Source organism: Paenibacillus phyllosphaerae, assembly GCF_014192105.1.
Taxonomy (GTDB): Bacteria; Bacillota; Bacilli; order Paenibacillales; family Paenibacillaceae; genus Paenibacillus_Z; species Paenibacillus_Z phyllosphaerae.
In genome coordinates this window covers 197,555-222,410 of sequence record NZ_JACHXK010000009.1, presented here as the reverse complement: position 1 = coordinate 222,410, position 24,856 = coordinate 197,555, and the positions used below count along the sequence as shown (strand labels likewise).

Here is a 24,856-nt window from a genome sequence, read left to right as displayed (position 1 = left end):
ATCACCTCATTGCGAAAAATCAGTTAGTTTAAACAATATCCCCATAAAAAAGAACATGACCGCTCCAAAAAATACGGTTATTACTTCTACAGTGCCCAAAGTATCAAATAGATTAGTAACACCAATAGAACTATGGCTCAATAAAGCAATACATGAAAGTACAATTAAAAATAGACTATGTAGAATACCACCCCAACCTAATTTTTCATTGAAAATTGAACCAAAGCAATTACATGCTAGGTCTTTTTTTGATATAATTGCTTTTAAGTTACCTATCACAAAAGAGGCCAGTAATAATATTGCTAATACCAATACTATTTCAAGCTTAAATTTAAGCAATATAAGAATTGCTAATGCTAGCTCACTAAATGGTAATAGAATACCATATAGAGTAGATAGTTTTTTAGGCAAAATCTCTAGTGATACTGCGATTCGAACCGATGTCTGTAGGTTCGTTAATTTGGTAAATCCAGAGAAACCAAAAGTTATAGCTAAAGCTAACAACATTTCGTAATTTAATAGTTCCAATTGATCATCCCTCGAATGTAACTATTATTATTGTTAAAAATATTGCAAGTAAACTAAGATTAAATATTATATGCTTTATGGTAACAACCTTCGGTAAGCTTATTTCAAAGCAACCACAACCATACTTTAAAGGCTTATTAAAATTGATTAGTGCAATTAAAAGGAATAAAGTTTGCATTGCTCCACCGATTATCGCACCTTCCAAACGCAAGCTTGGGAATAACAACCAGAGCGCAGACACTAATTCTAATATCGCTACAACAGGTGCAATATATGGCGTTAAACTCTTTGGTAGCATATTATATTGATCTAATACCTGGACGAAACCATAAGAGTTATTTATTTTTTGCACACTACTTTTATAATAAATTACAACTAATATAATAACGAATACCCACTCAATACAGACCAACACTTTATCCATAAACTCTCAGTCCTAGTTTTTTTTCAATATATTCTGTAATTGGTTCTTCAAGCTTAGCATTTTTATGTTCTATACAAAATACTCCCCCTACACGCCTACCTTCTCTGACATAAACCATTGATGGCCAGTATCTTATATCTAGTTTATTTATAAGCTGTTCCGTTTCGACAGATGGATCTTCACCACTAAAAACTATAACTTTTCTGTTATACTTCTTAATTATGTTATTTATTCTGGCAACGTCAACTTCGGTAGTTGGGTACCTGACATTCATGACTGTAATTAAAAAACCTTCGAAACCTGCTTCAATTTCTGACTTTAACATTGAAGTTGAGTAAATTCTTTTTGAATAGTCTTTTCCCTTCCTTATACTCAGCAGGCTTTGAATATATAGAAAAACAGAAAATATAAGTGTTAAGATCACTATAACTGTAGTAGTCATACTAGCTATTACCTTTCAATAATTTGGGGTGCGTATCCATAGGTTCACTTTTAATTTTTAATTAATAGCTATTGCTCAAACTTAGACTGGACAGTCTGAGTAAGTCTCACATTCTCTATAAGGAGCACCGGCTACAGATACACAGTGTCCAGTTTCATTGCAATAGTAATGATAGAGATCAGCTTTATAATAGGAGTCACATTCACTGCTGTTCCACCATTGAGCACCTGCTTTATCCAAGAAGATTCCCTCGGTGCCCCAGTCACATGCACCTTTAATTAGTTCGCTAGAATTACCGAGTTGTACAACTTGTGGACTATTATATAATTTCATTTTTATCCTCCTAAAGTTGAACACTCATGGATACGCACATCCCGTTAAATCGAACTTTTATAATTATCGAGATTATGAAGCCATATTTCTAAGTTTATTAATGGCCAGATATCTTCTCTTGTTTCCACTCCATTTCTCCAGTTAATCAAAGCAGTTTTCCATTCTGATTTCGATACTAATCCAAACTCTGAGATTCTTGCTTCTCGAATAGTCTCGAATAACTTTGGCCATTCGTTTCGTAAACCGCTATAGATAAGTGGGTAATGATCAGTTTTATTTTTTCTATCCAGAATTTCTTGAGGTAGTTTGTTTTTCATACCTTTGCGTAATATAACCTTAGTTACACCACTATTCCACTTCCAGTTGGGAGGTACACTGTATAAGAATTCAATTAGTTTTTTGTCTAGAAATGGATGAGAACAATTAATCCCATACCGAGATGCAATAACTCTGTCGGTATATATTCTCGCGACCGTTCCATTTAACTGATAACAAAATTCTTTCTTCGAGAGTGTTTTATTTTTATTTATGGCATCCTTGGTCATAGTTGGTAGAGCACTGATTTTAGAATGTAATGAACTCAACCCAAACAAGGGATTTATCGCATCTCTAACTAATACTTGTGGAAACGATAGTCTACAAACTTTTGAGTAACTGTAAACATCTGAGACTAATTTTAATAACCTTCCTCGCTTTAAACTGTCTGCAAATTGAAAACTAGATCCAGATAAAACATGATCTCCCGCATAACCAGTGAGTAAATTTTTCACACCAAGTTCACTGCTAAGTTTAATTAATGAATCTGTAAATTTAAAAGATGCTGAATTCACAGCAGGTTCAAAGGACCATGCACAGTGATTCGGAAATCCTTTAAAAAAATATTCACTATCACAAACTTTGAAAGCAGTAGAACCTCCATACATTTCAGTAAGCAACCGAATGTATTCCCTTTCATCAGAGCGCTTATATTCATCAAAAACGGCGCTTACAGCCTTAATTTCATTGACCCTGCCGGCTTTTGATAAGTAATTTACCGCCATAGCATAAATAGAGGTAGAATCCAGTCCACCACTTAACAGCACTCCATTAATTTCCTTTTTAGATGTACGCTTCTCGACCGCTGACTCAAATAGTTCGAGAAAACAATCTTTATAATCCTTATTTTTCATTATCCCAAATGGATTCTCAGGCAAACTACTTAGGGACCAATATTCTCTCTCGACTACTCTATGATTTGAAATTTCTACAAACGTACCGCTTCTCAATCTATTAACTTCTTTATAAGGAGTTATTGAAGAGTTTACACAACCATTTGACTGATAAAACTCTAAAAAGTAGTCATTGTTTAGTAATTGCATCGAAAAATTAGGAAGTAGTAATTCAATATCCGAAGAGAACCAGATCTCATTGTTTTTGTAACACCAAAATAATGTTTTTATACCAATCTGATCTCTTATTAGGAAGAGCTTATTTAAGCTCTCATCCCAAATAATTATTGCAAATTCCCCATTAATATACTCAGCAAATTTAGGCCCAAACTTATTGTATAGTTCATAGACTAGATTTTCTGTGTTGCTGTTATCAAAGTGGTTGTTTAATAAAGAATATAATTCCTCCTGGTTAAAAATAGTTATATCTCCGCATATTGATATCTGATTTTTAGTGAAAACAGATTTCGTGTTTTTTTCAGTGGTTACAGTAGAAACCGAGAGATATTTACCTAGATACACATCTGTTTTCAAGGCATTGCTGTCTATTATGTTCAAGTTACTTTTGTCAATCTTTACGTCTGTATTATTAATAGATTTACTCTCTAAATCTAAAACCCCTCGAATCCACCTCATGCTTACCCCACCCGTCATCCTCTAAGGATGACCTTAAATTGTTTTGTGAACTCTTCACTCTCATTAATGTTTTTATCACCCAACATAACCCACGCATGAGAGTAGAATGGAAATTTTTTAACTCCAATAACAATGCTTACTGGGATAGAAAATTTTTTTCTTAGAATCCTGTAGGCTAAAAATGATCTATGCATGCACTTTGCCTCGAAAGGGTATACTGCACAAACTCTGTCAATTATCTTGAGATACTCACTTGATTGCTGGTAAAGATCCTCGAAAGGTACTTTCTTAATATTCATATCAGCATATTTCTTTTTATAAATTGTGAATACATCATTAAATCCTAGACGTTTTAGATTAATGTCGAATGACACAAGATATATTGCGGTTATACAATACTTGTATATCTGCAGAATGATTCTTTTCATATTTCTTTCACCAGTCCATACTTCAATAGTTTTTTAATTAAATCGAACACATCGGATTCAACAACACCTTTATTTACTTTGTATTCCTTTGATATGCTTTCAATAATAACTTCAATGGTCTTGCCCACTAAAATAAAGTCCCATATCTCAGTACCAACTTTGTCAAGAGTATAAAACAACCCGTTGTCCATATTGATTATGACGACTTCACTCTCATCTTTCACATATTGCACTGGTTCTGGGATTATGTATCTCATTCTTTTACTCCTGTTAAGGTTAGTTATTTTTATGATCCAGCTACAGGCTTAATCTTTACCAAATATACATTACAATCTTTCGATTTTCACTGACAGATTTCTTTCATTTTTTCAACATTTTCGACAATACATTACAAATATCTAACTTACATGCCAACATAATGAAAATGTTTCACTTAAATAAAAAATGATCACCTAAGAAAAATTAGGTGATCATTTGAGGTAATTGTGCGAACATTAGACAATATTTGTTTCAGCTATTGTGTAGCAGTGACATTCTCATTCCTAGTTGATAAACAGAAAATATAACCAACGTTTCTTAAAGAAATAATATAATTATGCTGTGATTGATTACTTTTACTTCGAGAAAGAATCTTTCTTAGTCTAGTTATATATACAGACAAATCAGATTTCGTTATCCCTGCACCCTGTCCCCATACATAATCGATAATCTTTTCTACCGAAAATGGACATGATGGATTAGATGATAGTAAGTATAGAATTTTGTAATGTACGCGGGATAATAGAATCAAACTTCCATCGATACTAACTCCCTCTCGAGCCAAATCTAAGTAAATGTTTGGCCCTAAATAAATAGTACATCTAGCACTTATCAACCTATCTCACTCCTTTTTTTCCATCTCTCCCCAAATGTTAATTCACATTTTAATAGCTTCTTGCAAGAATAATCAATAGTTTTTTTGATCACTGCCCCCCTAACTTGCAATTAATTGACTATTAGTCTAATATCACAGAAGTGTCCACTAAAGCCAATATTAATATAAATACTCTAAAAGATGGGCATTTTTCAGAGCTTTATCTGCTAATGAATCGTCTAATCATTAGGATTGAATGATAAAAAATCATCTATGTATATGGAGTGAACAGTAAACTTGAACAGAAACCCATTTAGAAATCTTGACGTTGGTATAATCCTCATGATTATCATTTTTATGGGCATTAGTACTCTACTGATTTACAGCTCGACTCATCAGAATCCTAGTTATAATAATTTTTATATAAAAAACTTAATTAATTATTTTATTGGCTTTATATTTTTATTCACTTTGTTCTTTATAAGTAATTCATTCTTGAAGAAATATTCTTACTGGTTATATATAGGTGGGATATCCTCATTAATCTTAGTCAGTATTTTTGGCGATGAGGTGAATGGAGCAAAAAGTTGGTTCAATATACCGATAATTAACTTTAGTTTTCAGCCGGCTGAGCTAATGAAGATATTTCTAATAATGGCACTGGCAAAGCAAATCGAAACCTCATTAGCAAACAGCGTTAACTTAACGACAACTAATGTCTTTTACATTCTTTGCATATTTTTCCCACCGACAATACTAGTTATATTACAGCCCGACTTAGGTAATGCTGTAGTTTACATGGTAATACTTTTAGTAGTGCTTTGGGTAGGTAATCTGAAGTACAAAGTTTTTTCATTTATTCTTTCCATAATAATTATCTTCGTTACCTTGTTCCCCTTTGTTTTCAACAAATATAATGATGAAATCAAGACTACCTTATCAGATTATCATTTAAGTCATTGGTACAGTAGAATCAATACTTTTATCAATCCAAACGATGCAAGTGATGATGCAAAATACCAAGTAAAAATGTCGACCATAGCAATAGGAAGTGGAGCACTGTTTGGTGATGGTTTTCTTAAAGGAGATACCACACAAACAGGGCGTGTTCCTTATACTTACTCAGATTCAATATTTGCTGTTTTAGGAGAAGAATTCGGTTTTGTAGGCTCTTCTTTACTACTCCTGTTATATCTTTATCTTATCTATAGAATTATTCTTATTGGTCAGGAATGTTCAAAAGATATATACAATGCCGTTATTATTGTTGGGATCTGTGGTATGTTCTTATTTCAGATCTTCGAAAATATAGGAATGCTCATCGGACTGATGCCACTAACTGGAATAACACTTCCGTTTGTGAGTTATGGAGGTAGTTCATTGATAATTAACATGATATGTATAGGGTTGATATTACAAATAAATAAAACTGTCCGCGAAAATTAAAATCCAGGACTTTAGGTTTCTTAATGGTTCAAAAATCACAATATCCTCTAAGAGTTTTCAAGAATTGTATAAGCCTCAGTGTCTATTACGCATTGACTTTGAAACAGATATTAGAGCTATTATCACTAAAAAAGATCTTGAAGAATCCCACCCGTCTTTCACAATAGTTCGAAGCAATCACTACTGTATATAATTTGAAAGTGCCCACAATAGTTATTTTTGCTTGCATGTATCTTAGCATCGCTTTCAAAACAAAAATACGCTATGTCTGCAAACTCTCGTAATTTCAAATGACAAACAGAACAGAGCTAATTAATTTCACATCTTGGATGATTTAACAAAATTGTTGCAATTTAAGCAAAAATAGATACGTCTAATTGAAAAACACCGCAGACTGAGACCAATGGACTGATCTGCGGTGTTTCCGCTAGAATTTGAATTAATATATTAATTCCAAAACAACAATTAGAACAGCTCTGCATCCTCATTCTGTGAGATAACTGCCCACTTAAGATATTTGGAGTCTATCTGGAAGTATAATAATAAAAAGAATAGTATACCTTACTAGGATTCTTACACTCGACTTTCATGTACAAATCAGGTAAGTACTCGTCCATTTCCTCGTCATAATAATCGCGATCTTCAATAGGAATGGATTTAGTTCCTTGATATTTTAACATTTACTTTTCAGGACTGTCTCCGCCAAGAGGCTTCACTTCCCATATTTCATACCAATTGTATTAGCATAGGTGTTCAAGATACGTCTGCCTTCTCATCAAGTTTCTTAGCTATATTAACGAGTTCCTCATGCTCTTCGACAGATACTTCCGGGCCTTTTAGTTGCTCTGGAATCCATCCTACAAACTTCCCAGTTCGTGTTTTACTAGTAATTTGCGTAACATTTCTTGGCACTTGCATTACATGCTCTTTCTTTGTCTTTCCGTCCTTAATCATTCCTTGCAACGTCTTTATCGCATAGCTCAAATGTTCCTTCCCTGACGCCTTCTTTACAGCTACTTCTATTACTTCAATATCATTTTCACCAATATAACTAAATAGCAAGTCGAGATCTTTTTGATTGTAGCTTTTTATCTGACATTCTTTAATAAGGTTCAATATTCGATCCTCATAACTATTTGAATTCAATGCGATTCTTCCCCAATTCCCTTCCCTTACATTCACATTCTCTTCTATTCCGTTCTGTTCGCTTCCCTTAATTCCAATTCCTTTCCCTTGGGCAGGACTTTCCGGGAACTTCCCGGAAGTTTGGGGATTCTCCGGGATTTTACTTTTTGTCCTCTTGTGTAATCCAGTTTGGTGTTTCTCAAAATTCACAACTTGGATATACTGGTCTCCATCAACTTCGTACCACTGTATAAGCTTCTCATTATGAAGTGTTGTAAGTGATCGTTCGACATCCTTATTAGATTTTTCAAGCATCGGAATTATTAATGCCCTCACCTTAGCTGGAGATCCATGTAACCTCCCGAAGTCATCAGTGTGGGGGATCATCCATGTAAATAGCAACATATCGAATACATCTGGTAATAAGTTCACTTTCTCGGAGATGCTAATACTTCTACTTAGCATTCGTCTGTCTGCCATTCTTCATTTCTCCTTTTATTCTGAATAAACCTCTTACTTCCCGAATTGAATTTCAATAGAAACAGTTGCTTAAAACAATAACTTCAACTTTCTCATCCTCTTCGAGTTTTAATAATGTTTGCTTCAAATACATGAGTCCTTGTTTGCATCTATAAGATTACTGGTTAGCTTATCTCAGCTTTTTTCAAACAACAAATTTTATAATCTCAGGTGTCATTAGAAATAATCGATATTACTGATTTATTAAATTGTGAACTTTACAAAATAAACATCTTTACTGTGGTAAACAAAAATAGTCCACACCAATCGCTTGTTTAGGGCAGTTGGGTGGACTACTTTTTTGTATTTTATCGACTAATTGTTTATGTCAGACAGTTCCGCGAAATTCGAAGGATTTTATCTCTTCAGCGTTTTCAACATTCTCTTCAATTTCCAAGACAAATAAGCATTGATATCCTTATTAATCACATTCACTTCATAGTTCGAAAACTCCATATCAACTTCAAAATGCATTATCCCCAATACTGCTACAAGCCCCAATACAGCCTTATTTTTTTCCCTTAGTTGGCCGAGTGCAAAAATTAAACGTTGGTAGTCGTTATCTAACATTAAGTCAGATCTTAAACGATACATGTTAAATGTACTCTTGTCTTTCAAAAGATACATCGAAATGAATCTTTCTTTACGGTGGTTATTCATTCTTGTTTTAACTATAGTGTCAAAATCAAGGTCATTAAACAAATGTGAATGTAGTTCAGATATATATTCGTTAAACGATTTCGGATCGTATGTAACCTCGAACAAGTAAATCTTCCTTTCGTTCAAACTGCTATTAAACTTTTCAGGTGTCCATTCAAGACATTTAGCTGAGTCATCAAGCTATTACCCATAATTATCCATCAAACTAAACAGGGGGAGAACAATTAAACTAACCAACTTGATCTCTTGCCCTCCTCAACCAATGCTATGTTAGGCCGTTATATGGCCTTGCGCAGTCGCTCGATCTATTTGGCCTTCACCGCTGGGCCGCCGACTTCGCGCCGCCGCGTACCTTCGTTGAACACGATCTTCAGCTGGGCGGTGCTGAGCAATTGAGGAGGCGGACTTGACGCTCGAGGCGTATCGCCACTCGCCCTGTAACCTCGCTTGCTGCGGTCTGCGGGTTCTCGCCCGCGCCTTCATTGGACTTCAACCGGCGTGCGCGTGGTTCGGGGGCTGCGGGGTATAGCACCCTCACTTCCACATGCCAGGGTGAGTAGAACACGCGTTGGTCGGCGGAGGCTCCGTAGTAGAGCGCGATTGCTTGGACACCGATGAGGTTCGAAGCGTTCCGGTCGCCATCAAGTTTGTAGAGTTTGGCTCAGGAACCGTCGTTGGTCAGATTCTTGACGACGTTCTCGTCTCTGCCCTTCCGCTAAGGACGCGCGCAGTCCATGAGGAGACGCCGCAGTGGGGCTCTAGGCGGCCGAATAACGTGCCATGCCGATTCCTTCGTTGCTCACAATCTCATTGTGGTCTCAGATTGAGACGCCCGAGAGGGGGCTTAGCAGGCAGAACGACGAGCCTATCACTGATACTTTTCGATTGAGAGATCCGTGCGAGACTGAACCTTGAACTCAACATAAGACCCTTGAAGGTCCGTTGATTCTCACGTTGTCACCCTCTCCAGTCTTCCGTTGCCGCGCGGCGGGGTTGATAACCTCTCCTACTACATAAATATATCGAACTCCACACTCAACCAGATCGTTGCTACTGGCTAAAAACATCCATCCGATGTTTCTAAAAACACCCCTTTCTTATTGATCAACGGTGAATGTAATTTATCGATTACATCAGATAATTGCGCCTAAGTTTACAATATATATGGAATACTGAGTATTGAAATTTTGTTATGTAAATACCCTGGATATATTTGGGGATTAATGAACTCCTACGACAGTCTTTAGCCTTACAAATATTGTTACTGTCTTCTCAGTACCTTCCGAATTTGTACTGGGGAAATCAATTTAGTTTTGAAGATCAACATTAGTTTTCATTAGAGAAAAGGAAAGACAAGGACAAAAAGGGAAAGGTGCTATCCCTTCCCCTTTTACGCCTTACCTTGTACGATTATTTACTCACTGATTAAGTCATCTATATTATAGAACAACAAACATCTTAGTTCTTATTTTTCAAGCCAGGAAAAACCTTATTTATTTTAGAAGCAATATATCTCAATTTCACTTAGACTTTGGTACGAGGTAAACAGCCGGGGGAAGACCCATATATTCAGTTTTTGGTATACCCATTTTAATTCATTAAATCAAACATAATTGATAAGAGGTCAATCGGGCGCTGTACAGTATCTATTGAAAGCTGGATTGTCCCCAACCTTACCCGGATTAATAGTAAGAGCCAGTATCCCCCCTACATTGCCTCCTCAGTTAATATATCAACTAAATGATCGTTCGATGCCATCCTTAAAAAAAAGGGATTCCCGTACCATGGGGTGAACGCGCTCTGATTTACCAGCAAGCACGGTTTCTTTTAGCCTCAACCACAATTTGAATTACCGAAATCGCTGGCCACTGGCTTTTTTATTCCCCTCATTTAAGTCCTCAATTCATTTCTCAAATATAATAAAAAACACTTTATGTAATCCGTTTACTTACTATGTACTCCGTGTACTTATTATGTACAAATAGTATGTTTCATGTAATATTAGTATATAAAAAGTACTAATATTATATGGTTTCTGATTTCAACGACACTGTTCATTTTGCCTAAAATCAAAAGATTTCTGGCCCCTTCACGCTTATCTTTATCGGATTCTCACGTTCTCCATCATTTTAGTTCCCAATCCACATTCTCAAATATATTAAAATACACATTATATACTCCGTGTACTTAATAAGTACTAATAGTATGTTTCATGGATTATTAGTACTTATTAAGTACAAATATTATATGGTTTCTGATTTCAACGGCACTGTTCATTTTGCCTAAAATCACAGATTTAAGGCCCCCTCAACGCTTGTCTTTATCGAATTCTCACGTATTTTCATCGTTTTAGTCCTCCATCCAAGTTCTCAAATATAATAAAAATACATCTTTATATACTCCGTATACTTAATAAGTACTAATAGTATGTTTCATGTAATATTAGTACTTATTAAGTACAAATATTATATCGTTTCTGATTTCAACGGCACTGTCCATATTGCCTGAGATCCAAGATTTAAGGCCCCCTCAACGCTTGTCTTTATCAGGTTCTCACGTTTTCTATCGTTTTATTCCTCAAATCAGTTCTCAAAATATAATAAATAAACTCTTTCTATAATCCGATAATATTTTATATAAATTTATTCGTTTTTCTATTTTATCATTATATAAAATGTAATAATAATATACCGTCAGACTGACCGTCATCCCACTGAGCCACAAGCTCTCCCCCGGAAGCCTAAAAACATTACCGCCTTTACTCTTTACTTTCTCTAGATCCATCTGCTCCTATAAAAAATTCAGGATGTTCCCGAAGTAACTGATCTAAGTACGACTCAATTTCTAACACCTGCTCATCATCAAAGTCTTTACCTAATATAGTCACGCTACTAGCAAAGAAATTAACAAATACAGAGTAGTGTTCCTCATTTCCTTGACAACAAACGCTGATTTCCATTGATTGACGCCCCCAATCCCCATCAATCTTCCCCTCACAAATCGGGCAGGTCCTTCTTCCAAAAACGAGTTTGTCCTCAGAGTGATTCCATCTCATCTCCACACCTCACTGACCCTCAAGTATATTACCTTTTTTAAAAATATCGTCCGGCACTACAAAGTTACAAATTTTCGTTCTGAGCACCCTGGATAGTTCAATCATTTCATATCCATTTTCCTTCTTAGAGTAGATTTCTATATCCTGGTCATAAGGACAGATTACCCATATCTCCTGAATACCATATCTCTTATAGATACCAACCTTCTGCTGTGCCCATCTATAATTACGTTTACCTGCAGGCATGATTTCTACAACTAGATTAGGTATCCCAACGAGCAAACCTGCTCCTTGAAGAAAGAACTCTGAATATAGTTCAGCAGGATTGTTCTCCTCCACAAAAGTGATAGAAGGAATAAGCCTGTCTTTTCCACCTTTTAAGCAAATCGCGTGTTTTGGTCCATACACTTTTCCGATTTTCTCTTTTTCAACAAACTGACCAATATATCCAGATAGTTGAGTAAGTAAAAATGCCTCCCTTGGTAACCACACCTTTCGTAAGAATCTTCTACTTTCCCAAATTTCAACCCAGTGATGTATATAGCTTGTCTTGCTATGCTCCCTGAGAGTATCATCTAACCACCTTTCTTCCTTTTCATAAAAACCATCACAATCAAAATCAATCAAAGTATCATCCTGTTCCTGAACAACCTCACTTATGTCACTAATTTTGTTTTCAAAATGCATAGTTATTCCCTCTCTTCGAAAATCTCAGGCTTGTCCTGATAAAGCTCATTCAAGAACATTTCAATTTCCGCAACCTGATTCTTTCCAAAATTCCGATTAAGAATGGTTATGCTACTATCGTTTAAGCTTAAATAAGAAAAATAATGTTTCTGATCCTTCGGGCAATAGAGTTGTCGCTCCCAGGAACCGTATTCGTCTATACCAGCTATTGGACTCTCACAAATTGGGCAGGTTCTTCTATAAAAGTAGTTTAAGTTTGCGGAATGATTCCAGTTCATAAAATTCCCCCCGCATTTTTTTCATACCTAGACTTCGATCAGTGTCAATTGCTCAAGACAATATATTTCCCCCTGTGTGCCAGATAAGCCATCGATACCTTTCCTCTATCATCAACAATGACATCTTCATCTTCATAAGGGCAATATAACAACCTGTACGCCTTATTAACTGTTACTATTGATTCAATAACGGATAAATCCCCTTGTGTCACAGGCATCCAGTGGGTAGCCTCATCTATATCACTTACTTCGTCAATTCCCCACGCTATAACCAATTCAGAATCATTCGTAGGCAAGAGACCAGAGGAGATTGAAGTAAAATAAATAAAGGTTTCCCAGTCCCTGATGATACATTTAACCTCTGTTTCAGATACTTTTGAGGTTGTTCCAGTCACAGGTGTTTGGAATTTCTGAATAATCGAATCACAAAAAGCCTTAACTTGATCAGACTTATACCTCTCAGTAAACAATGCATTTACTACGGCACCATATAGATTTAATATTTGACTCACATAACGATCACTACAAAAGTCCTCGATATTGGTCAGTATGTACATTGCCAAATAACGTTTCGCTATTCGGCTTTTTCTCGATCTAATTATGATCTCGTCGATTGTCAGTCCATTTAGGAAGGTATTCCTTATACCATCCATATAGTCAGTAAAAGAGAATCCGTTCTTGTTTTGCAGTTGGCGAAAGAAATCTGCTTTACGCTCTTCAAGCTCAATCATTAGCTTAACAAAGTCCAATGAATCCTCACCTCACCTTCCATCTGACCTAGCCTCCTTCCGTGTATTCCCCATTAACCACATATAATCACGCTCGGCCTTTTCCTCCCTAAGTCGGATCTGACTTATCTCCCTACTCCGGTCCATGTATTCAAAAGTGTTGGTTGGTTCCGGTATCGAACAATGAGCCTTATAACGTTCAATGTAGCCCATATTCTCATAATCAAGCAGGAAAAGAAGCCATTCAACAAGGGGATCACTTGAGGGATAGCTGATCCGATCCGAAACGGCGTCTTCAGGCCTAATCACATGTACCTCAAACTCATTACCTGTATCCTGAATGTAGGGGAAGACCGTATGATAATTTTGATCCCGTATTTGATTTCCGATAAGGATTATAACTATAAGGTTCTTGCTTTCACTTGTTCTAATAACACCGTCCTTGTTAAAGGACAATCCGATGCCGGATTTGATAAAGGCATGAGCCTTCCAATCAAACGCGTAGACTAATTTGATTACAATACTTGTCCTCTCTCCCCCTTCGTCTATTGCCTCGGCGCGTATGTCGTAAACACCTTTATCAATTTCGTGAAAGGGAATCCATGGACCAGTATAAGAGATATCCTTTACTCTCCTAATCGTCTCTGATCTTAAACTGTTAATAAAACTGATTAACAACTTCTTGCTTCGTTCACTTCCAAATATCCAGTTAAATACGAGATCAACTTTAGGATCGAGTAATTTCAAAACTCACACCTCGCCCATAATCAATTAACGAAGCTTGTCCATCTTTGGTATCCGGTACACAAACTTTATTGGCTCAATTAATATTCCGCCTAACTGCCCGCACTCTTCATTACTACATCTCCAGGAGATCTCCCCCTGTTTTCGAGTTGGACCAAAATGTCCGCATGACTTACACTGAACATTTTCAGCTACGTCAAAACTCTTATTACCCATCTAATTAACCCCGCCTTCTGGAGTAAGATCCTCACAGTCTGCACAATAGGGAATTCCGGTGATAAAGAAAGGAAAACAATTAATCTTTATCTCGTCACACATAGTACACTGCCTTGCTCCGTGTTCTTTATACAATCTGTCGAGGTTAGCCTCGAGGTTCATCATAAATTGCAACATGTCTTTATCCATGAGTGTTCTCCTTTGTTGTTGTTCAATAGAACTTATTAACAAGTTGTACACAGATTATCCACAGAGAACAGTTACTTCCCCCTCTATCTATGATACGCATTTGCGTACCACCTTAAGAAATATTATATGGTACGTTTTTGCGTATAGTCAAATAACGAGAAGTGGGTATAGGGGAGAATTATGGGGAAGAAAGTGGTTATCAAAATACCCGAACTACTTACAAAACATAACATTTCTTTAAGGGAACTTTCTCGTCTTACTGATATAAGACACGCCGCGCTAAGCCAGTTAAATAATGGCAAGAGACAAAACATTAACTTCAGTCATATTGAGCGGTTAGCTGATACATTTGATATTGTTGATATTCGTGAAATTATCGAGCTAATCGATGAAGAAAAAAGAGACTCATAATTACGCTTTACCCTTTGGTAAAAAGCGTGATTGTGAGTCTTTTTCGTGTTGAGCTCTTAGCTCTTACTTTTAGTATTCGTAAGTGATTTGACCATATTTTTCATTAATCTGTCTCACGCCAACCTCAAAACTATCTTGATTTATTATTTCATTAGTAAAAAGTTGTTTTAGAGCGCAGAACAATCGATCGGAATAGGTTACAGCTTGATCTTCCGAAAGAAATTCGGTCATTATATCTTCAGTTTCATCAATCAAGCAATTATATTTTTGTTTTATTAAAGTGTAAAAGTTCTTATCGATTAATTGACTTAGTTCCTCTAGGGTAAATCCAATAATAAAAACTTTATCTGCCAGGGCAAGTTTTCGACGCTTGCCCTCGGCATAATGCCATAGGTTGTTTTGTTTCTTACTAAAAGAGTAATATGACGAAAAAATACCCATTTGCGAGTTCTTTGAACGTAACAATTCTTTCAAGTCAGCAACCTCTCTGACACCGATTGCCTTCTTATGATTCTTTGATTCCCCGATAATTCTTAACCCAATATTTTTATGAATGAATGTGGGAGTTAAGCCATCTACAAATTCAATCATATGGTCAATTTGATTATCACCCGATGTTAAATTGTAATGTATAACAGCTATCTCATCGAATCGCTGATAAACGTAAGTCATTAATGATTCTAAAGCCAGTCCTTTTTGATGCCGGTCCCCCTCTTCAAGTGCTACACGGACAGACATAACCAAAGATTGAAAATGGACTTTTTCACTCTCACTAAAAGGTTTCCAAATTTCATCATCGGGAGCATTATTTATATACTTATTATAAGAAAATGTATTGTCCATAAACATCTCCTACAGTACAATGGTATCTTTCTTTACGAAAGCCACCCTGATGTCTCTAATATTTAATTTTGAATCACAATCCGGACAATGTGACCCATGATTGACAATGAACTCTTTTAATTCCCTCTTGGTATCGAACTCAAACCCATGTACTAACTCTTTATCATCGTTTATACAAAAAATAAAATATTTTGTGTCTAGGATTAACGTGTAGGCCAGTTCCATTAAAATGGGCTCCACTAATTCGCTGTTTAGCTGTGTTTTTCGGGATATAAAACTTGCCGATACAATATCACTCGGCCTTAGAATCGTTAATTCATAGTCCAGTTTCCTCAGTACGTCCAAGGGAAGGCCGAACTTCTTGTTTATACTTGTTAAGCTTTCGTAAAACATCGTTCATAGCCTCCTTTTCAGTCTGAGAAGTAGTATATTTTTTAAGTGCGTAGTAGTAATTTGATTTCGAAATGATATAGGGATGCTTTCTCTTTATTTCACCCTCGGTATAGTGTATTATCCCTAAGCTCACTATATCTCCATTCTCCCACATCAACTTTATAATTTCTCCTGCTTCGGAGTAACTTAGGGCTTTCCCCCTTGAATTCGCCTTAAACTCTGTTATCCCTTTGTCGGATTGCTGAAGAAACACTTCGAACGGCGTTGATTTACTGATATGCTTGTAGGAGTTCATCAATTCACTTTCGTAAAGCTTTAGAAGTGATTTCTCCACCCTAAGCCTATAATCTGCTCTGGAGAATGACCTTTCACTCTCAATAATTCTCTCCGTGAGATCTTTTAGATGTTCAGTTCTGAAAGAAGTAAGTTTTGCTTCTATAGTTGGGTTATTATGATAAAAGAATTCTTCTGTAATTTTGTATAATGAATCTGTCAACCAGGTCGGATCAGCGAATTCAAAATGGCCGACTACTTGACGAAACTCATTTATAAGAACCCAAGTGAGCTCATCCCATTCTTTCTTCTTTGTTTCTCCAGCTATAGAGGTAAGGCTCACAGTAGGATGCATTGAAAGAACATAGTGTTTCAACTCGAAATCCATGATAACATATGCGAGATACACGTGTTTTTTTAAGAGAAACGTGCCAGTTTCTTGATCCTTCTCCTGCACAGTAGCTGGAGCAGAGAACGTGAAGATAATTTGAGTATCTCCTTTTTGCACATTAACTAATCTGATCTCATTCAAATTTTCCGCATTAATACTATATAAAGGATAAACTCGTCCTTTTACCCGCTCAACTACTTGATCGATTCCATATTCAAAAGTTTCATATACTTTAGGCTCATATATAAATAACGAGTTATTTCCCTCTAGTTCCACGTGACTCAGCCAATCTATATATTCGCCAAGGGGAATTGCCCCCATCATTACACAGTCCAAAACATTTTGTCTTGATAAATCTAGAGACCTCGCTGATCCAACCTTGTATCTTTTCTTCATTTTATCTAGATGAGCAGTTTGTGAACGTTCCAAGAAGCCCACCAAATTTCTCTTCTCCATCTCGGTAAGTTCGCTATACTCTCCCGGCATATCATCCCTCGGTTTCTTTAGCTAATATGTTACCGTTTCGGCCAGCCTTTTTCTCAGATTTCCTTTCTTGTAGTCTAGCAGAATCTACCAGTTACGACAATGAAAAGAGCTAGTCTTTAACAAAAGGCTGGTTCATTATAGACTTTAGATAATCCTACTTCAGCAATTCCTACGTAATAGTCAGCAAATGCTTACCGGCATTGGAGGTGATCGGATTGATTGAACGTGATTATCATATTCGCGGTACCACATTTACTGGGGTTCAGGTCAACGAGACCTCAAAAGCGAAATCGGCCAAACATGCCCTTGGTCTAATCCAAAAAAAGTACGGCAAGCTTAAGAACCCGTACGATATCTATACTGTCTCAAAACTCGCGGATGGGGGAGAGCTTCCCGAAGAAGAATCACTGAAGGGGATTCCTCAGCTCTTAGCTGTGGAGGATATCTTGCGCATTACTAATGCTCTTCGTGAAAATGGTGAAGTGGACTCCGATGAATATCGTTTATTCCGGAATGCCTTTAAGCCAATGATAACCCCCCTTTTACAGGACTATTGGAACGACGTTACGATCCTTACGAAGGAAGAGCTCGAGGAAGAACTGTACGCCGACATTATCAATGAGTTTCTTCCGAAGTACAATCCAGAGCGTGGTAGGCTATTTGGATATTTAAAGATGAAACTGAGAAGTAGAATCAAACGAAACTGGAAGCGTGAAAAGTATGTGAATGCCGAGAAGGCGAGCGCAAAAGCAAAGTACGAGATTCTTGATGAATATGCTCGAGGTATAAGTGTTTCAATAGAACTATACTCACGAGAACAAGAAAAGAACGAGGCCATGCTGGCCTGCAAACGGATCTATACGGAGAAACCAGATATGTCGTTGCCACAACGCAGAGCCTTCTACTCCTGGATTGTTCGTCTTGGTTTACATCATGACCTGTTACGGTCTGAGCAACAAATCGCAGCTTTAGAACTGATTTATGGACCTGATGAATTGACTGAAGGTGAAGCCGCGCGCCGACTCAGTTTGTCTCAGGCTACAATACACATTAATAAATCGCGCGGAGAAGCAAACATATTAAAAAATGGAGCAAAAAAATCTTTATAAATTAGGAAAACGTCTATTTTTCACAATAGTCCTTGGGGAACCTAACTCTGTCAGGCTAATCTGACTAATAGAATATAAGGGTTAATATAATTGAATGCTATAATTGGATTGTCTTTATACTGTTCCATTAATATATCTTGTACCTGTCGTGCCAATTTACCCTTTAAGGGAAAAATGTATTTGGGTAAAATCGAATATCAATCTAAACGCCTCTATTTATAGTCCAGGACTATGTAGGGGCTTTTTTGCTTTCTTTAAGTTCCCTCCGGCCTCAGGCACTACCGCTTCACTCATGGGGTATATTCCTTTAACTACCTCTAACCTTCACTTCATAGCCCAAGTGGCTGCCGACCCTATTCGGCGCCCACTTGGGCCTTTTTTGTTTCCCGCAAACTTTCCGGGTTACGGCGCTGGATGATTCCAGCGCCTTTTGTGCTTTAGGCACAAAGGAGCGAAGGGTTATGAAAAAGGATTGGCGGTTAATCCCAGCAGGGCAGTATCCCGTTCTAATGCCATTGGAGCCTACGAGCTACTTTTGGAAAAAGGAGCGCATTTATCGTGATGCTGAGCGCTTTTATCACAAAGATGCTCTACACGGAGAGGTGGAGGTATACGATAAACGCGGAAGGCATATCGGGGTAATGACCCCTGAAGGGGACTGGCATCCGAAGAAGCAGGCAGTTAAGGGTCGGAAAATTACAATCTAACTTGCATGAGGAATTTATAAGGGGTACGAATGAATGCAAAACAGCCCGTTGGCGTTACCCCAATGAGCTGTTTTGCATAAAACACTAGGGAGATGCCTCCTGTAGGAATACAATCTTTTTACATCAATATCACCACTAGGATCTTCTGCCCTCCCCAGTTAACCCTTCGATTAAATAAGCTGTGAAGGTACCATGGCCATCCCTATCGTAAGCAGACTGGATATTGCTCATTTTTATCATTGTCTGACCTGGATTCAAGGAATCGCCGTCATACCGAACTAGATATCCTTCAACATTACTAGCGTAACCATGTCCTGCCCAAAACCGTTATTGAGTTAAATACAATATCTATTCTGTTGAATAATACTCAGCAATCTCTTTCAAAAGTCTTTTCTTTTGGAGTTCATCAGCTACATTCATATCAATAATCACATTCAATTGACTAATAAATGTTTCTCTATTCAGCATTTTATTATCAAGCAAGACTTTAGTTAAAGCATCAATTCTTATATCCGTTAGACTCATTTCTTTAGATATATTTGTTTCCTTCTCTTCACCAGAGTACATATAATTAATCACAAAAATATCTAGACAAGTTTTCAACAGCGAAACGGCGTAAAAGACTATAAAAAATAATCCGTAAGCTGCTATGGAGCAATAGACGATAAAGACATATGGTTTAAAGATGCCATTAATAGAAAGTATGAAATAACCGAAAATGTAAAATACAAAGAAAAAACCAATAAGATATCCTAAATAATTAAAACTATACAAGATCGCTAGTACTGATTTAAACTTGTTCTCTTTAATGATATTTTTTGTAACTTTGTTACTCATCGTTCCAGAAATAATAGCCAGACCGCTAATAATAAATCCTAGCATTCCAAGCAAACCGAATGATGCGTAGAGTATAATATTTTTAGTGTCAGAGACAATAAACCCCACATTATCTGAGTTACTATCTACCAGGGTATAAATGATAATTGTTATAATTACTGTAAAAATCAATGACATGTAGCCTTCGAACTTTACGAAATCAAATAGTGGATTTTTACTAAAGGACTGCTTATAGAGTTCTTTAGGTGTATACAACTTAAATGGCATTCTCATCACTACCTATCGGTATACTTGTCTATCGTCTTTTTCGCCGAGAAGATTGCAATACCTTTCTTACAATACTCAATAAATGTTTCTAGAGATTTTTTTTCTCTTTCAGGAATCTGCGTCTGATACAGTGAGTCCTTCTCCGAATCAAATTTGAATAGCGTTCCGTCCCGATTCTCACCTTCAACTTCTAATTTTCCATATCCCCTTGCAAATTTTTCGTATGCCTCGTTAGTTTCTAGCACTTGTTCTACCATCTTTGATTTTAGATTGATACCCTGGGTACTTTTTTCATTAATCTCAAATACATTAGTTTTCTTAGTAATATGTGCTTCTTTCATTTCTTCCACTTCTTTATCATACAGGTCCCTAAGTGCCTCCTCATTTACATTAGGTGGTATGATCGTGGATTTAATTTTCCTTATTTTATAAGCATTTTCAAGACGTTCTTTCATAGAAAATGGATCCTGTAGAAGATATATCTCAAATCCTACACTTTTGTGAAAAATATTCAGCAATTCTTGAAATGCTTCTATAAACTGCCTTGTCCCAAACTTCTGACGTTCACTAAATACTACTATTTCCGTTTCCAGATCAAAGTAAAACAGAATGCTACTAGAATTGTTCTCAAGAACTGTTCTACGGGACGTCCTTGTTGTTTCATCAAACTCTTCTGTTACAATTGGGTACCGCCTTACTACTTTACCGCTTACTTGTAGTTTGTTAACATCCTCTTCCTTCGCTAACTCTGAGAAGTTATATACTTCACGATACTCCACACTTTTTTCTTCACCTTCATCATCTTTGAATGTTCGCACTTCAACTTTATGATATTCCTCATTGACATCAATAGTTGAGAATAACTCTCTCATAATACCCTGAATAGTAACTTTATTATCATATACATCAAAAATATTCGAATTGATATTAACTTTAGCATAATGTAATAACGGCATTAATATTCACTCCTGATCATGTCGGCGTATTTTCTTCTCTTAAACTGTATTTCAGGGTTTGGGAGGGAGTTTGGATATGTTGGTAGTAATTTAAGCAACGCCATTTTTGCAGAAGGGATGGACAAACGTTGCTCGAAGGGTCTACAGCTGAGCTATTCACATCAGGAACTGCTTAAGCATGTCACCAACGGAGTATCCCATGTGATGAAAGATATTGATAGACTACGGATACCTAAGTTTTAACAGCAGATTCTCGAATAGTCAACAACAAACATTCATTGAGGGATACCACTCCGTCAACTACCTTGAATCCATATAAATGTGCTCGGTGATGCAAATGCCACTGTAAATACCCGTGATTCACAAAGTAAAAATGATCGTTGAAAAAGAGTATGAGAACTATTTCTGAAGATACACTTTATGATTCTTAAGAAATAGCAAAAACCACAACTCTTGCGGTTGTGGTTTTACATTGTGGAGGCGAGGGGATTTGAACTCCGGTCCGTAGTACATTTACTAAAAATAATATAACTTCCCTCGTGGTTATTTACCTTATAGATGTCTTTTTTGTTCTGGTAATAATTACATAGCAAATCTCCTTGTTTTTTAAATAAAACGGGATAGAGTAACCCGGAAGCTTAAATTATAGCAATGAAAATACTTTAAACTGCAGGAGGATAACAGTCATGAACTACTCTTTCGAAATCTCTAGTAACCAAAACGTGCTCACATTTTCAGAAGCTTGGGAATCTTTCTTTGAACGTAGGATTTCAAAGGATAAATTATACAGTGAGGTTCGCGCTGGACGAATCCCTCACTTTCGGATAGGAAACAAAATACTGTTTAGAAGAGATACACTGGTCTCCTTCTATGCCCAGCAAGAAATGAACAGCTTAAATTTAGGAGGATATAAGCATGGCTAGTATTGAAAGACGTGGTGAAAGTAACTCTTGGAGACTTATAGTTGAGGCAGGATATGATGCCCATGGTAAACGATTAAAGAGGTACAAGACAATCAGAGTTGAAGACCCTTCGCTTCTAAGGACAACTAAGCGTCTAAAAGAATACTTGCAAGAAGAATTAGTTAAATTTAAGATCGAAGTCGAAGCTGGTGAATATATAGCTCCAGAAAAAATGACATTCTCCGCATTTGTAAACGAGTGGAGAACTAATTATGCACTTAAGCATTTGGCAGAAAGGACACTTTACACTTATGAATCTAACTTAAAAACACGTATAATTCCTACCTTTGGTCACATGAGAATTGACCAAATAAAGCCTTTGCACATAATTAGGTTTTTGGATTCACTTGATAAAGATAATTCTCGTCTTGGTTTCAGAGAAGGAAGGTTATCTTCTGGTTCAATTGAAATCGTTCATCGTGTTCTCAAAAACATCTTTTCTCGTGCAGTAGAATGGAAACTCATAAAAGAGAATCCACTATCAGGAGTAAAAAAACCAACCGTCCGTTATAAACAGATTATTCCTTACGACAACCAGGAAATCCAGGAACTTCTACAAGCCCTTCAAAAAGAACCTATTCATTGGAGGGTTATTGTTACCCTAGCTTTAACTTCTGGTCTCAGGAGAGGAGAATTACTGGGCTTAGAGTGGCATCATATCAATTGGGATGATGGCACACTGGACGTTTTACAAAGTGTCTCACTGGCACCAGCAGGGATTGCCCACGTAAAAGAACCCAAGACAAGAAATTCGAAACGAAAAGTTTCGCTACCAACATCAATGTTAGAACAGCTTAGGTATTACTATGAGGTTAAATCCGATGAAAGAAGAATGATCGGAGATAAGTGGAAAGGTGGCAATTATAACTTTATCTTTTGTCATCCCGATGGAAGAGCATTCCACCAGGAAAGACCGTACTTGTGGTTTCGTAACTTTCTAAAGAAAAACAACTTAAGGTATATAAAGTTTCACACTCTTCGACATACCAGTGCCACACTTTTGATTAACCAAGGAGTACACGCTAAAATAATCGCTGAAAGACTTGGTCACGGATCAATTCAAGTCACTATGAACACCTATGGCTTTGCACTTAGAACTGCAGATCGTGCCGCTGCAGAAAAGTTTGAATCAATAATTAATCAAATGGAGACGTGATTATTCATGTCTCCATTTCGTCCCCAACAAGTCTAACTACTTACTCAAGTCCCTTATAAATCAAGGAAGCAACGCACTCCACATGACTCGTATGCGGGAACATATCCACCGGCTGCACTTCCACCGTCTTAAACCCGCCATCCTCGAGCACGCGCAAGTCTCTCGCCAGCGTCGACGGATTACAGCTCACGTACACCACGCGCTGCGGCTTCATCGCGAGGATCGTCTCAAGCAGCGCGGGGTCGCAGCCTTTGCGCGGCGGGTCGACGACGATGACGTCGGGGACGATGCCTTCCTTGCACCAGCGCGGGATGACGACTTCGGCCGCTCCGGCCTCGAAGTCCGCATTCCCGATCTCGTTCAACTGAGCATTGCGCTTCGCGTCCTCGATCGCTTCCGGCACGATCTCAACGCCGTACACATGCCCCGCCCGGCGGGCGAGGAACAGCGAGATCGTCCCGATGCCGCAGTAGGCGTCGATGACGTTCTCGGTGCCGGTCAGCTGCGCGTATTCGACGGTCTTGCCGTAGAGCGCGATCGTCTGCGACGGGTTGACCTGGTAGAACGAGCGCGCGGAGATCGCGAAGCGGATGCCGTCGAGCTCGTCATAGATGACGTCGCTGCCCCAGAGGGTCTTGGTCTCGTCGCCGAAAATCACGTTGGTCGTCCGCATGTTGATATTCTGCACGATGCTCTTCACCTGCGGCAGCGCCTCGCGGATGCGGGCGATCCAGGTGTCGAGCTGCGGGATGCGGTAGCCGTTCGTGATGAGGACGACCATCACTTCACCGGTAACGAAGCCAACGCGCGTCATGACGTGGCGCAGCAGGCCGCGGTTCGTCTCTTCGTTGTAGACGGTGATGCCGAGCTCGCGTCCGATCTGCTTGACCACACGTACGACGTCATCGTTGTGTTCGTGCTGGATCATGCACTGATCCATGTCGATGATGCGATGGCTGTTACTCGCGTAGAAGCCGCCGATCAGCTGGGAAGCGCCTGCTGCGCCGATCGTCTCGGCGGCGACTGGCCCCATTCCCATCGGGACGGACGCCTTGTTGCGGTACCGCCAAGGCTCGTCCATGCCGATCGTCGGATGAACCACAACGCCGCCTAGGCGCTCCTTCGCCTCACCCGCATCCACCTCAGCCGCTCCGCCAGCACCTTCCCCAGCCACGTCCAGCTTCCCGATCCGCACCAGATTATCGACGACATGCTGCCGTTTCCAGCGCAGTTGTGCCGCGTAGCTCATATGCTGCAGCTGGCAGCCGCCGCACTGCTTGAAGATCGGGCACGGGGCGTCCGTACGATCCGGGCTTGCGGTCATGAGCTCCTGCATCTTGGCGTAGCCGTACTGCTTCTTGACCTTCAGCACCTTGGCGCGGACGCGCTCGCCGGGCAATGCCCCTTGTATAAAAAGGGTAAATCCGTCCGCGCGGCCTACCCCTTCGCCTTCATGCGTCAAGCCGACGATATCGACGGTGACGACGTCATTCTTAGTAACCGGTACTGTCATTCGCTAGTTGTCTCGCTTTCCTTAAATAAGTCCGTTCATGCCGTTCTGCTCCC

25 protein-coding genes are annotated in these 24,856 nt (G+C 38.3%); 6 read left to right on the top strand and 19 right to left on the bottom strand.

The window, feature by feature from the left end; translation table 11 throughout:
- Nucleotides 1–6: 6 nt before the first annotated feature.
- From FHS18_RS19830 to FHS18_RS35435, 7 genes are all read right to left on the bottom strand, one after another.
- Nucleotides 7–528: a MauE/DoxX family redox-associated membrane protein gene (locus tag FHS18_RS19830; protein WP_183601820.1), complete on the bottom strand. Its 522-nt coding sequence runs from the start codon at nucleotides 526–528 to the stop codon at nucleotides 7–9.
- 4 nt (nucleotides 529–532) lie between these two features.
- Nucleotides 533–952: a MauE/DoxX family redox-associated membrane protein gene (locus tag FHS18_RS19825; protein ID WP_183601819.1), complete on the bottom strand. Its 420-nt coding sequence runs from the start codon at nucleotides 950–952 to the stop codon at nucleotides 533–535.
- On the bottom strand, nucleotides 945–1,394 hold the full coding sequence (locus FHS18_RS19820) for a hypothetical protein (protein WP_183601818.1): 450 nt from the start codon (nucleotides 1,392–1,394) through the stop codon (nucleotides 945–947). The genes FHS18_RS19825 and FHS18_RS19820 overlap by 8 nt, the downstream gene beginning before the upstream one ends.
- Nucleotides 1,395–1,771: 377 nt before the next feature.
- Nucleotides 1,772–3,571: an asparagine synthetase B family protein gene (locus tag FHS18_RS19815; protein WP_183601817.1), complete on the bottom strand. Its 1,800-nt coding sequence runs from the start codon at nucleotides 3,569–3,571 to the stop codon at nucleotides 1,772–1,774.
- A gap of 14 nt (nucleotides 3,572–3,585) precedes the next feature.
- The gene (locus FHS18_RS19810) at nucleotides 3,586–3,999 is read right to left on the bottom strand and encodes a lasso peptide biosynthesis B2 protein (RefSeq protein ID WP_183601816.1); all 414 of its coding nucleotides are present in this window, start codon (nucleotides 3,997–3,999) and stop codon (nucleotides 3,586–3,588) included.
- Nucleotides 3,996–4,256, bottom strand: a complete 261-nt coding sequence (locus tag FHS18_RS19805; protein ID WP_183601815.1) for a PqqD family protein — start codon at nucleotides 4,254–4,256, stop codon at nucleotides 3,996–3,998. The genes FHS18_RS19810 and FHS18_RS19805 overlap by 4 nt, the downstream gene beginning before the upstream one ends.
- 257 nt (nucleotides 4,257–4,513) lie before the next feature.
- Nucleotides 4,514–4,789 carry a helix-turn-helix domain-containing protein gene (locus tag FHS18_RS35435; protein ID WP_354471292.1) on the bottom strand — a complete coding sequence of 92 codons (276 nt, stop codon included), beginning with the start codon at nucleotides 4,787–4,789 and terminating at the stop codon, nucleotides 4,514–4,516.
- A 360-nt stretch (nucleotides 4,790–5,149) separates the two neighbouring features.
- Between FHS18_RS35435 and FHS18_RS19795 the strand changes: the two genes are divergently transcribed.
- Nucleotides 5,150–6,298 carry an FtsW/RodA/SpoVE family cell cycle protein gene (locus tag FHS18_RS19795; protein ID WP_246427777.1) on the top strand — a complete coding sequence of 383 codons (1,149 nt, stop codon included), beginning with the start codon at nucleotides 5,150–5,152 and terminating at the stop codon, nucleotides 6,296–6,298.
- A gap of 753 nt (nucleotides 6,299–7,051) precedes the next feature.
- Here FHS18_RS19795 and FHS18_RS19790 read toward each other — a convergent pair.
- From FHS18_RS19790 to FHS18_RS19760, 7 genes are all read right to left on the bottom strand, one after another.
- Nucleotides 7,052–7,903 (bottom strand): DNA replication protein DnaD, encoded by an 852-nt coding sequence (locus FHS18_RS19790; RefSeq protein ID WP_183601813.1) that lies wholly within the window; start codon nucleotides 7,901–7,903, stop codon nucleotides 7,052–7,054.
- Between the two features lie 396 nt (nucleotides 7,904–8,299).
- On the bottom strand, nucleotides 8,300–8,536 hold the full coding sequence (locus FHS18_RS19785; protein ID WP_183601812.1) for a hypothetical protein: 237 nt from the start codon (nucleotides 8,534–8,536) through the stop codon (nucleotides 8,300–8,302).
- 2,824 nt (nucleotides 8,537–11,360) lie between these two features.
- Complete coding sequence (locus tag FHS18_RS19780) at nucleotides 11,361–11,657, bottom strand: hypothetical protein (protein WP_183601811.1); 297 nt, start codon at nucleotides 11,655–11,657, stop codon at nucleotides 11,361–11,363.
- Nucleotides 11,658–11,666: 9 nt separating this feature from the next.
- Entirely contained in the window at nucleotides 11,667–12,344 is a 678-nt protein-coding gene (locus tag FHS18_RS19775) for a Uma2 family endonuclease (RefSeq protein ID WP_183601810.1), read from the bottom strand.
- 2 nt (nucleotides 12,345–12,346) lie between these two features.
- Nucleotides 12,347–12,622: a hypothetical protein gene (locus tag FHS18_RS19770; RefSeq protein WP_183601809.1), complete on the bottom strand. Its 276-nt coding sequence runs from the start codon at nucleotides 12,620–12,622 to the stop codon at nucleotides 12,347–12,349.
- Between the two features lie 44 nt (nucleotides 12,623–12,666).
- Nucleotides 12,667–13,371, bottom strand: a complete 705-nt coding sequence (locus FHS18_RS19765; RefSeq protein WP_183601808.1) for a hypothetical protein — start codon at nucleotides 13,369–13,371, stop codon at nucleotides 12,667–12,669.
- A gap of 12 nt (nucleotides 13,372–13,383) precedes the next feature.
- Nucleotides 13,384–14,097 (bottom strand): PD-(D/E)XK nuclease family transposase, encoded by a 714-nt coding sequence (locus FHS18_RS19760; RefSeq protein ID WP_183601807.1) that lies wholly within the window; start codon nucleotides 14,095–14,097, stop codon nucleotides 13,384–13,386.
- 582 nt (nucleotides 14,098–14,679) lie between these two features.
- Between FHS18_RS19760 and FHS18_RS19755 the strand changes: the two genes are divergently transcribed.
- Nucleotides 14,680–14,910 (top strand): helix-turn-helix domain-containing protein, encoded by a 231-nt coding sequence (locus FHS18_RS19755; protein WP_183601806.1) that lies wholly within the window; start codon nucleotides 14,680–14,682, stop codon nucleotides 14,908–14,910.
- 69 nt (nucleotides 14,911–14,979) lie between these two features.
- Here the strand turns inward: FHS18_RS19755 and FHS18_RS19750 are convergent, their stop codons facing one another.
- Complete coding sequence (locus FHS18_RS19750; protein ID WP_183601805.1) at nucleotides 14,980–15,753, bottom strand: hypothetical protein; 774 nt, start codon at nucleotides 15,751–15,753, stop codon at nucleotides 14,980–14,982.
- Between the two features lie 316 nt (nucleotides 15,754–16,069).
- Nucleotides 16,070–17,296 carry a hypothetical protein gene (locus FHS18_RS19745; protein ID WP_183601804.1) on the bottom strand — a complete coding sequence of 409 codons (1,227 nt, stop codon included), beginning with the start codon at nucleotides 17,294–17,296 and terminating at the stop codon, nucleotides 16,070–16,072.
- 215 nt (nucleotides 17,297–17,511) lie between these two features.
- On the opposite strand from FHS18_RS19745, the gene FHS18_RS19740 reads away from it, so the two are divergent.
- Together FHS18_RS19740 and FHS18_RS19735 are read left to right on the top strand one after the other, a co-directional pair.
- On the top strand, nucleotides 17,512–18,405 hold the full coding sequence (locus FHS18_RS19740; RefSeq protein WP_183601803.1) for a hypothetical protein: 894 nt from the start codon (nucleotides 17,512–17,514) through the stop codon (nucleotides 18,403–18,405).
- Between the two features lie 461 nt (nucleotides 18,406–18,866).
- Nucleotides 18,867–19,112, top strand: coding sequence for a colicin E3/pyocin S6 family cytotoxin (locus tag FHS18_RS19735; protein ID WP_183601802.1), 246 nt, complete (start codon nucleotides 18,867–18,869; stop codon nucleotides 19,110–19,112).
- Between the two features lie 348 nt (nucleotides 19,113–19,460).
- Here the strand turns inward: FHS18_RS19735 and FHS18_RS19730 are convergent, their stop codons facing one another.
- The gene (locus FHS18_RS19730; RefSeq protein ID WP_183601801.1) at nucleotides 19,461–20,216 is read right to left on the bottom strand and encodes a hypothetical protein; all 756 of its coding nucleotides are present in this window, start codon (nucleotides 20,214–20,216) and stop codon (nucleotides 19,461–19,463) included.
- An 8-nt stretch (nucleotides 20,217–20,224) separates the two neighbouring features.
- The gene (locus tag FHS18_RS19725) at nucleotides 20,225–21,172 is read right to left on the bottom strand and encodes a DUF4747 family protein (protein ID WP_183601800.1); all 948 of its coding nucleotides are present in this window, start codon (nucleotides 21,170–21,172) and stop codon (nucleotides 20,225–20,227) included.
- Between the two features lie 686 nt (nucleotides 21,173–21,858).
- Here FHS18_RS19725 and FHS18_RS34060 point away from each other — a divergent pair.
- Entirely contained in the window at nucleotides 21,859–22,095 is a 237-nt protein-coding gene (locus FHS18_RS34060; RefSeq protein ID WP_221401392.1) for a helix-turn-helix domain-containing protein, read from the top strand.
- Nucleotides 22,088–23,290 (top strand): site-specific integrase, encoded by a 1,203-nt coding sequence (locus FHS18_RS19720; protein ID WP_183601799.1) that lies wholly within the window; start codon nucleotides 22,088–22,090, stop codon nucleotides 23,288–23,290. The genes FHS18_RS34060 and FHS18_RS19720 overlap by 8 nt, the downstream gene beginning before the upstream one ends.
- A gap of 40 nt (nucleotides 23,291–23,330) precedes the next feature.
- Here the strand turns inward: FHS18_RS19720 and rlmD are convergent, their stop codons facing one another.
- Nucleotides 23,331–24,803, bottom strand: a complete 1,473-nt coding sequence (rlmD, locus tag FHS18_RS19715) for a 23S rRNA (uracil(1939)-C(5))-methyltransferase RlmD (protein WP_183601798.1) — start codon at nucleotides 24,801–24,803, stop codon at nucleotides 23,331–23,333.
- Nucleotides 24,804–24,856 lie beyond the last annotated feature (53 nt).

Excerpts from the sequence above, each read along its gene's own strand:
- FHS18_RS19825 (WP_183601819.1), bottom strand. The coding sequence starts at position 952 with ATGGATAAAGTGTTGGTCTGTATTGAGTGGGTATTCGTTATTATATTA.
- FHS18_RS19820 (WP_183601818.1), bottom strand. The coding sequence starts at position 1,394 with ATGACTACTACAGTTATAGTGATCTTAACACTTATATTTTCTGTTTTT.
- FHS18_RS19815 (WP_183601817.1), bottom strand. The coding sequence starts at position 3,571 with ATGAGGTGGATTCGAGGGGTTTTAGATTTAGAGAGTAAATCTATTAAT.
- FHS18_RS19810 (WP_183601816.1), bottom strand. The coding sequence starts at position 3,999 with ATGAAAAGAATCATTCTGCAGATATACAAGTATTGTATAACCGCAATA.
- FHS18_RS19805 (WP_183601815.1), bottom strand. The coding sequence starts at position 4,256 with ATGAGATACATAATCCCAGAACCAGTGCAATATGTGAAAGATGAGAGT.
- FHS18_RS19790 (WP_183601813.1), bottom strand. The coding sequence starts at position 7,903 with ATGGCAGACAGACGAATGCTAAGTAGAAGTATTAGCATCTCCGAGAAA.
- FHS18_RS19785 (WP_183601812.1), bottom strand. The coding sequence starts at position 8,536 with ATGTATCGTTTAAGATCTGACTTAATGTTAGATAACGACTACCAACGT.
- FHS18_RS19780 (WP_183601811.1), bottom strand. The coding sequence starts at position 11,657 with ATGAGATGGAATCACTCTGAGGACAAACTCGTTTTTGGAAGAAGGACC.
- FHS18_RS19775 (WP_183601810.1), bottom strand. The coding sequence starts at position 12,344 with ATGCATTTTGAAAACAAAATTAGTGACATAAGTGAGGTTGTTCAGGAA.
- FHS18_RS19770 (WP_183601809.1), bottom strand. The coding sequence starts at position 12,622 with ATGAACTGGAATCATTCCGCAAACTTAAACTACTTTTATAGAAGAACC.
- FHS18_RS19755 (WP_183601806.1), top strand. The coding sequence starts at position 14,680 with ATGGGGAAGAAAGTGGTTATCAAAATACCCGAACTACTTACAAAACAT.
- FHS18_RS19750 (WP_183601805.1), bottom strand. The coding sequence starts at position 15,753 with ATGGACAATACATTTTCTTATAATAAGTATATAAATAATGCTCCCGAT.
- FHS18_RS19745 (WP_183601804.1), bottom strand. The coding sequence starts at position 17,296 with ATGCCGGGAGAGTATAGCGAACTTACCGAGATGGAGAAGAGAAATTTG.
- FHS18_RS19735 (WP_183601802.1), top strand. The coding sequence starts at position 18,867 with ATGAAAAAGGATTGGCGGTTAATCCCAGCAGGGCAGTATCCCGTTCTA.
- FHS18_RS19730 (WP_183601801.1), bottom strand. The coding sequence starts at position 20,216 with ATGCCATTTAAGTTGTATACACCTAAAGAACTCTATAAGCAGTCCTTT.
- FHS18_RS19725 (WP_183601800.1), bottom strand. The coding sequence starts at position 21,172 with ATGCCGTTATTACATTATGCTAAAGTTAATATCAATTCGAATATTTTT.
- FHS18_RS34060 (WP_221401392.1), top strand. The coding sequence starts at position 21,859 with ATGAACTACTCTTTCGAAATCTCTAGTAACCAAAACGTGCTCACATTT.
- FHS18_RS19720 (WP_183601799.1), top strand. The coding sequence starts at position 22,088 with ATGGCTAGTATTGAAAGACGTGGTGAAAGTAACTCTTGGAGACTTATA.
- rlmD (WP_183601798.1), bottom strand. The coding sequence starts at position 24,803 with ATGACAGTACCGGTTACTAAGAATGACGTCGTCACCGTCGATATCGTC.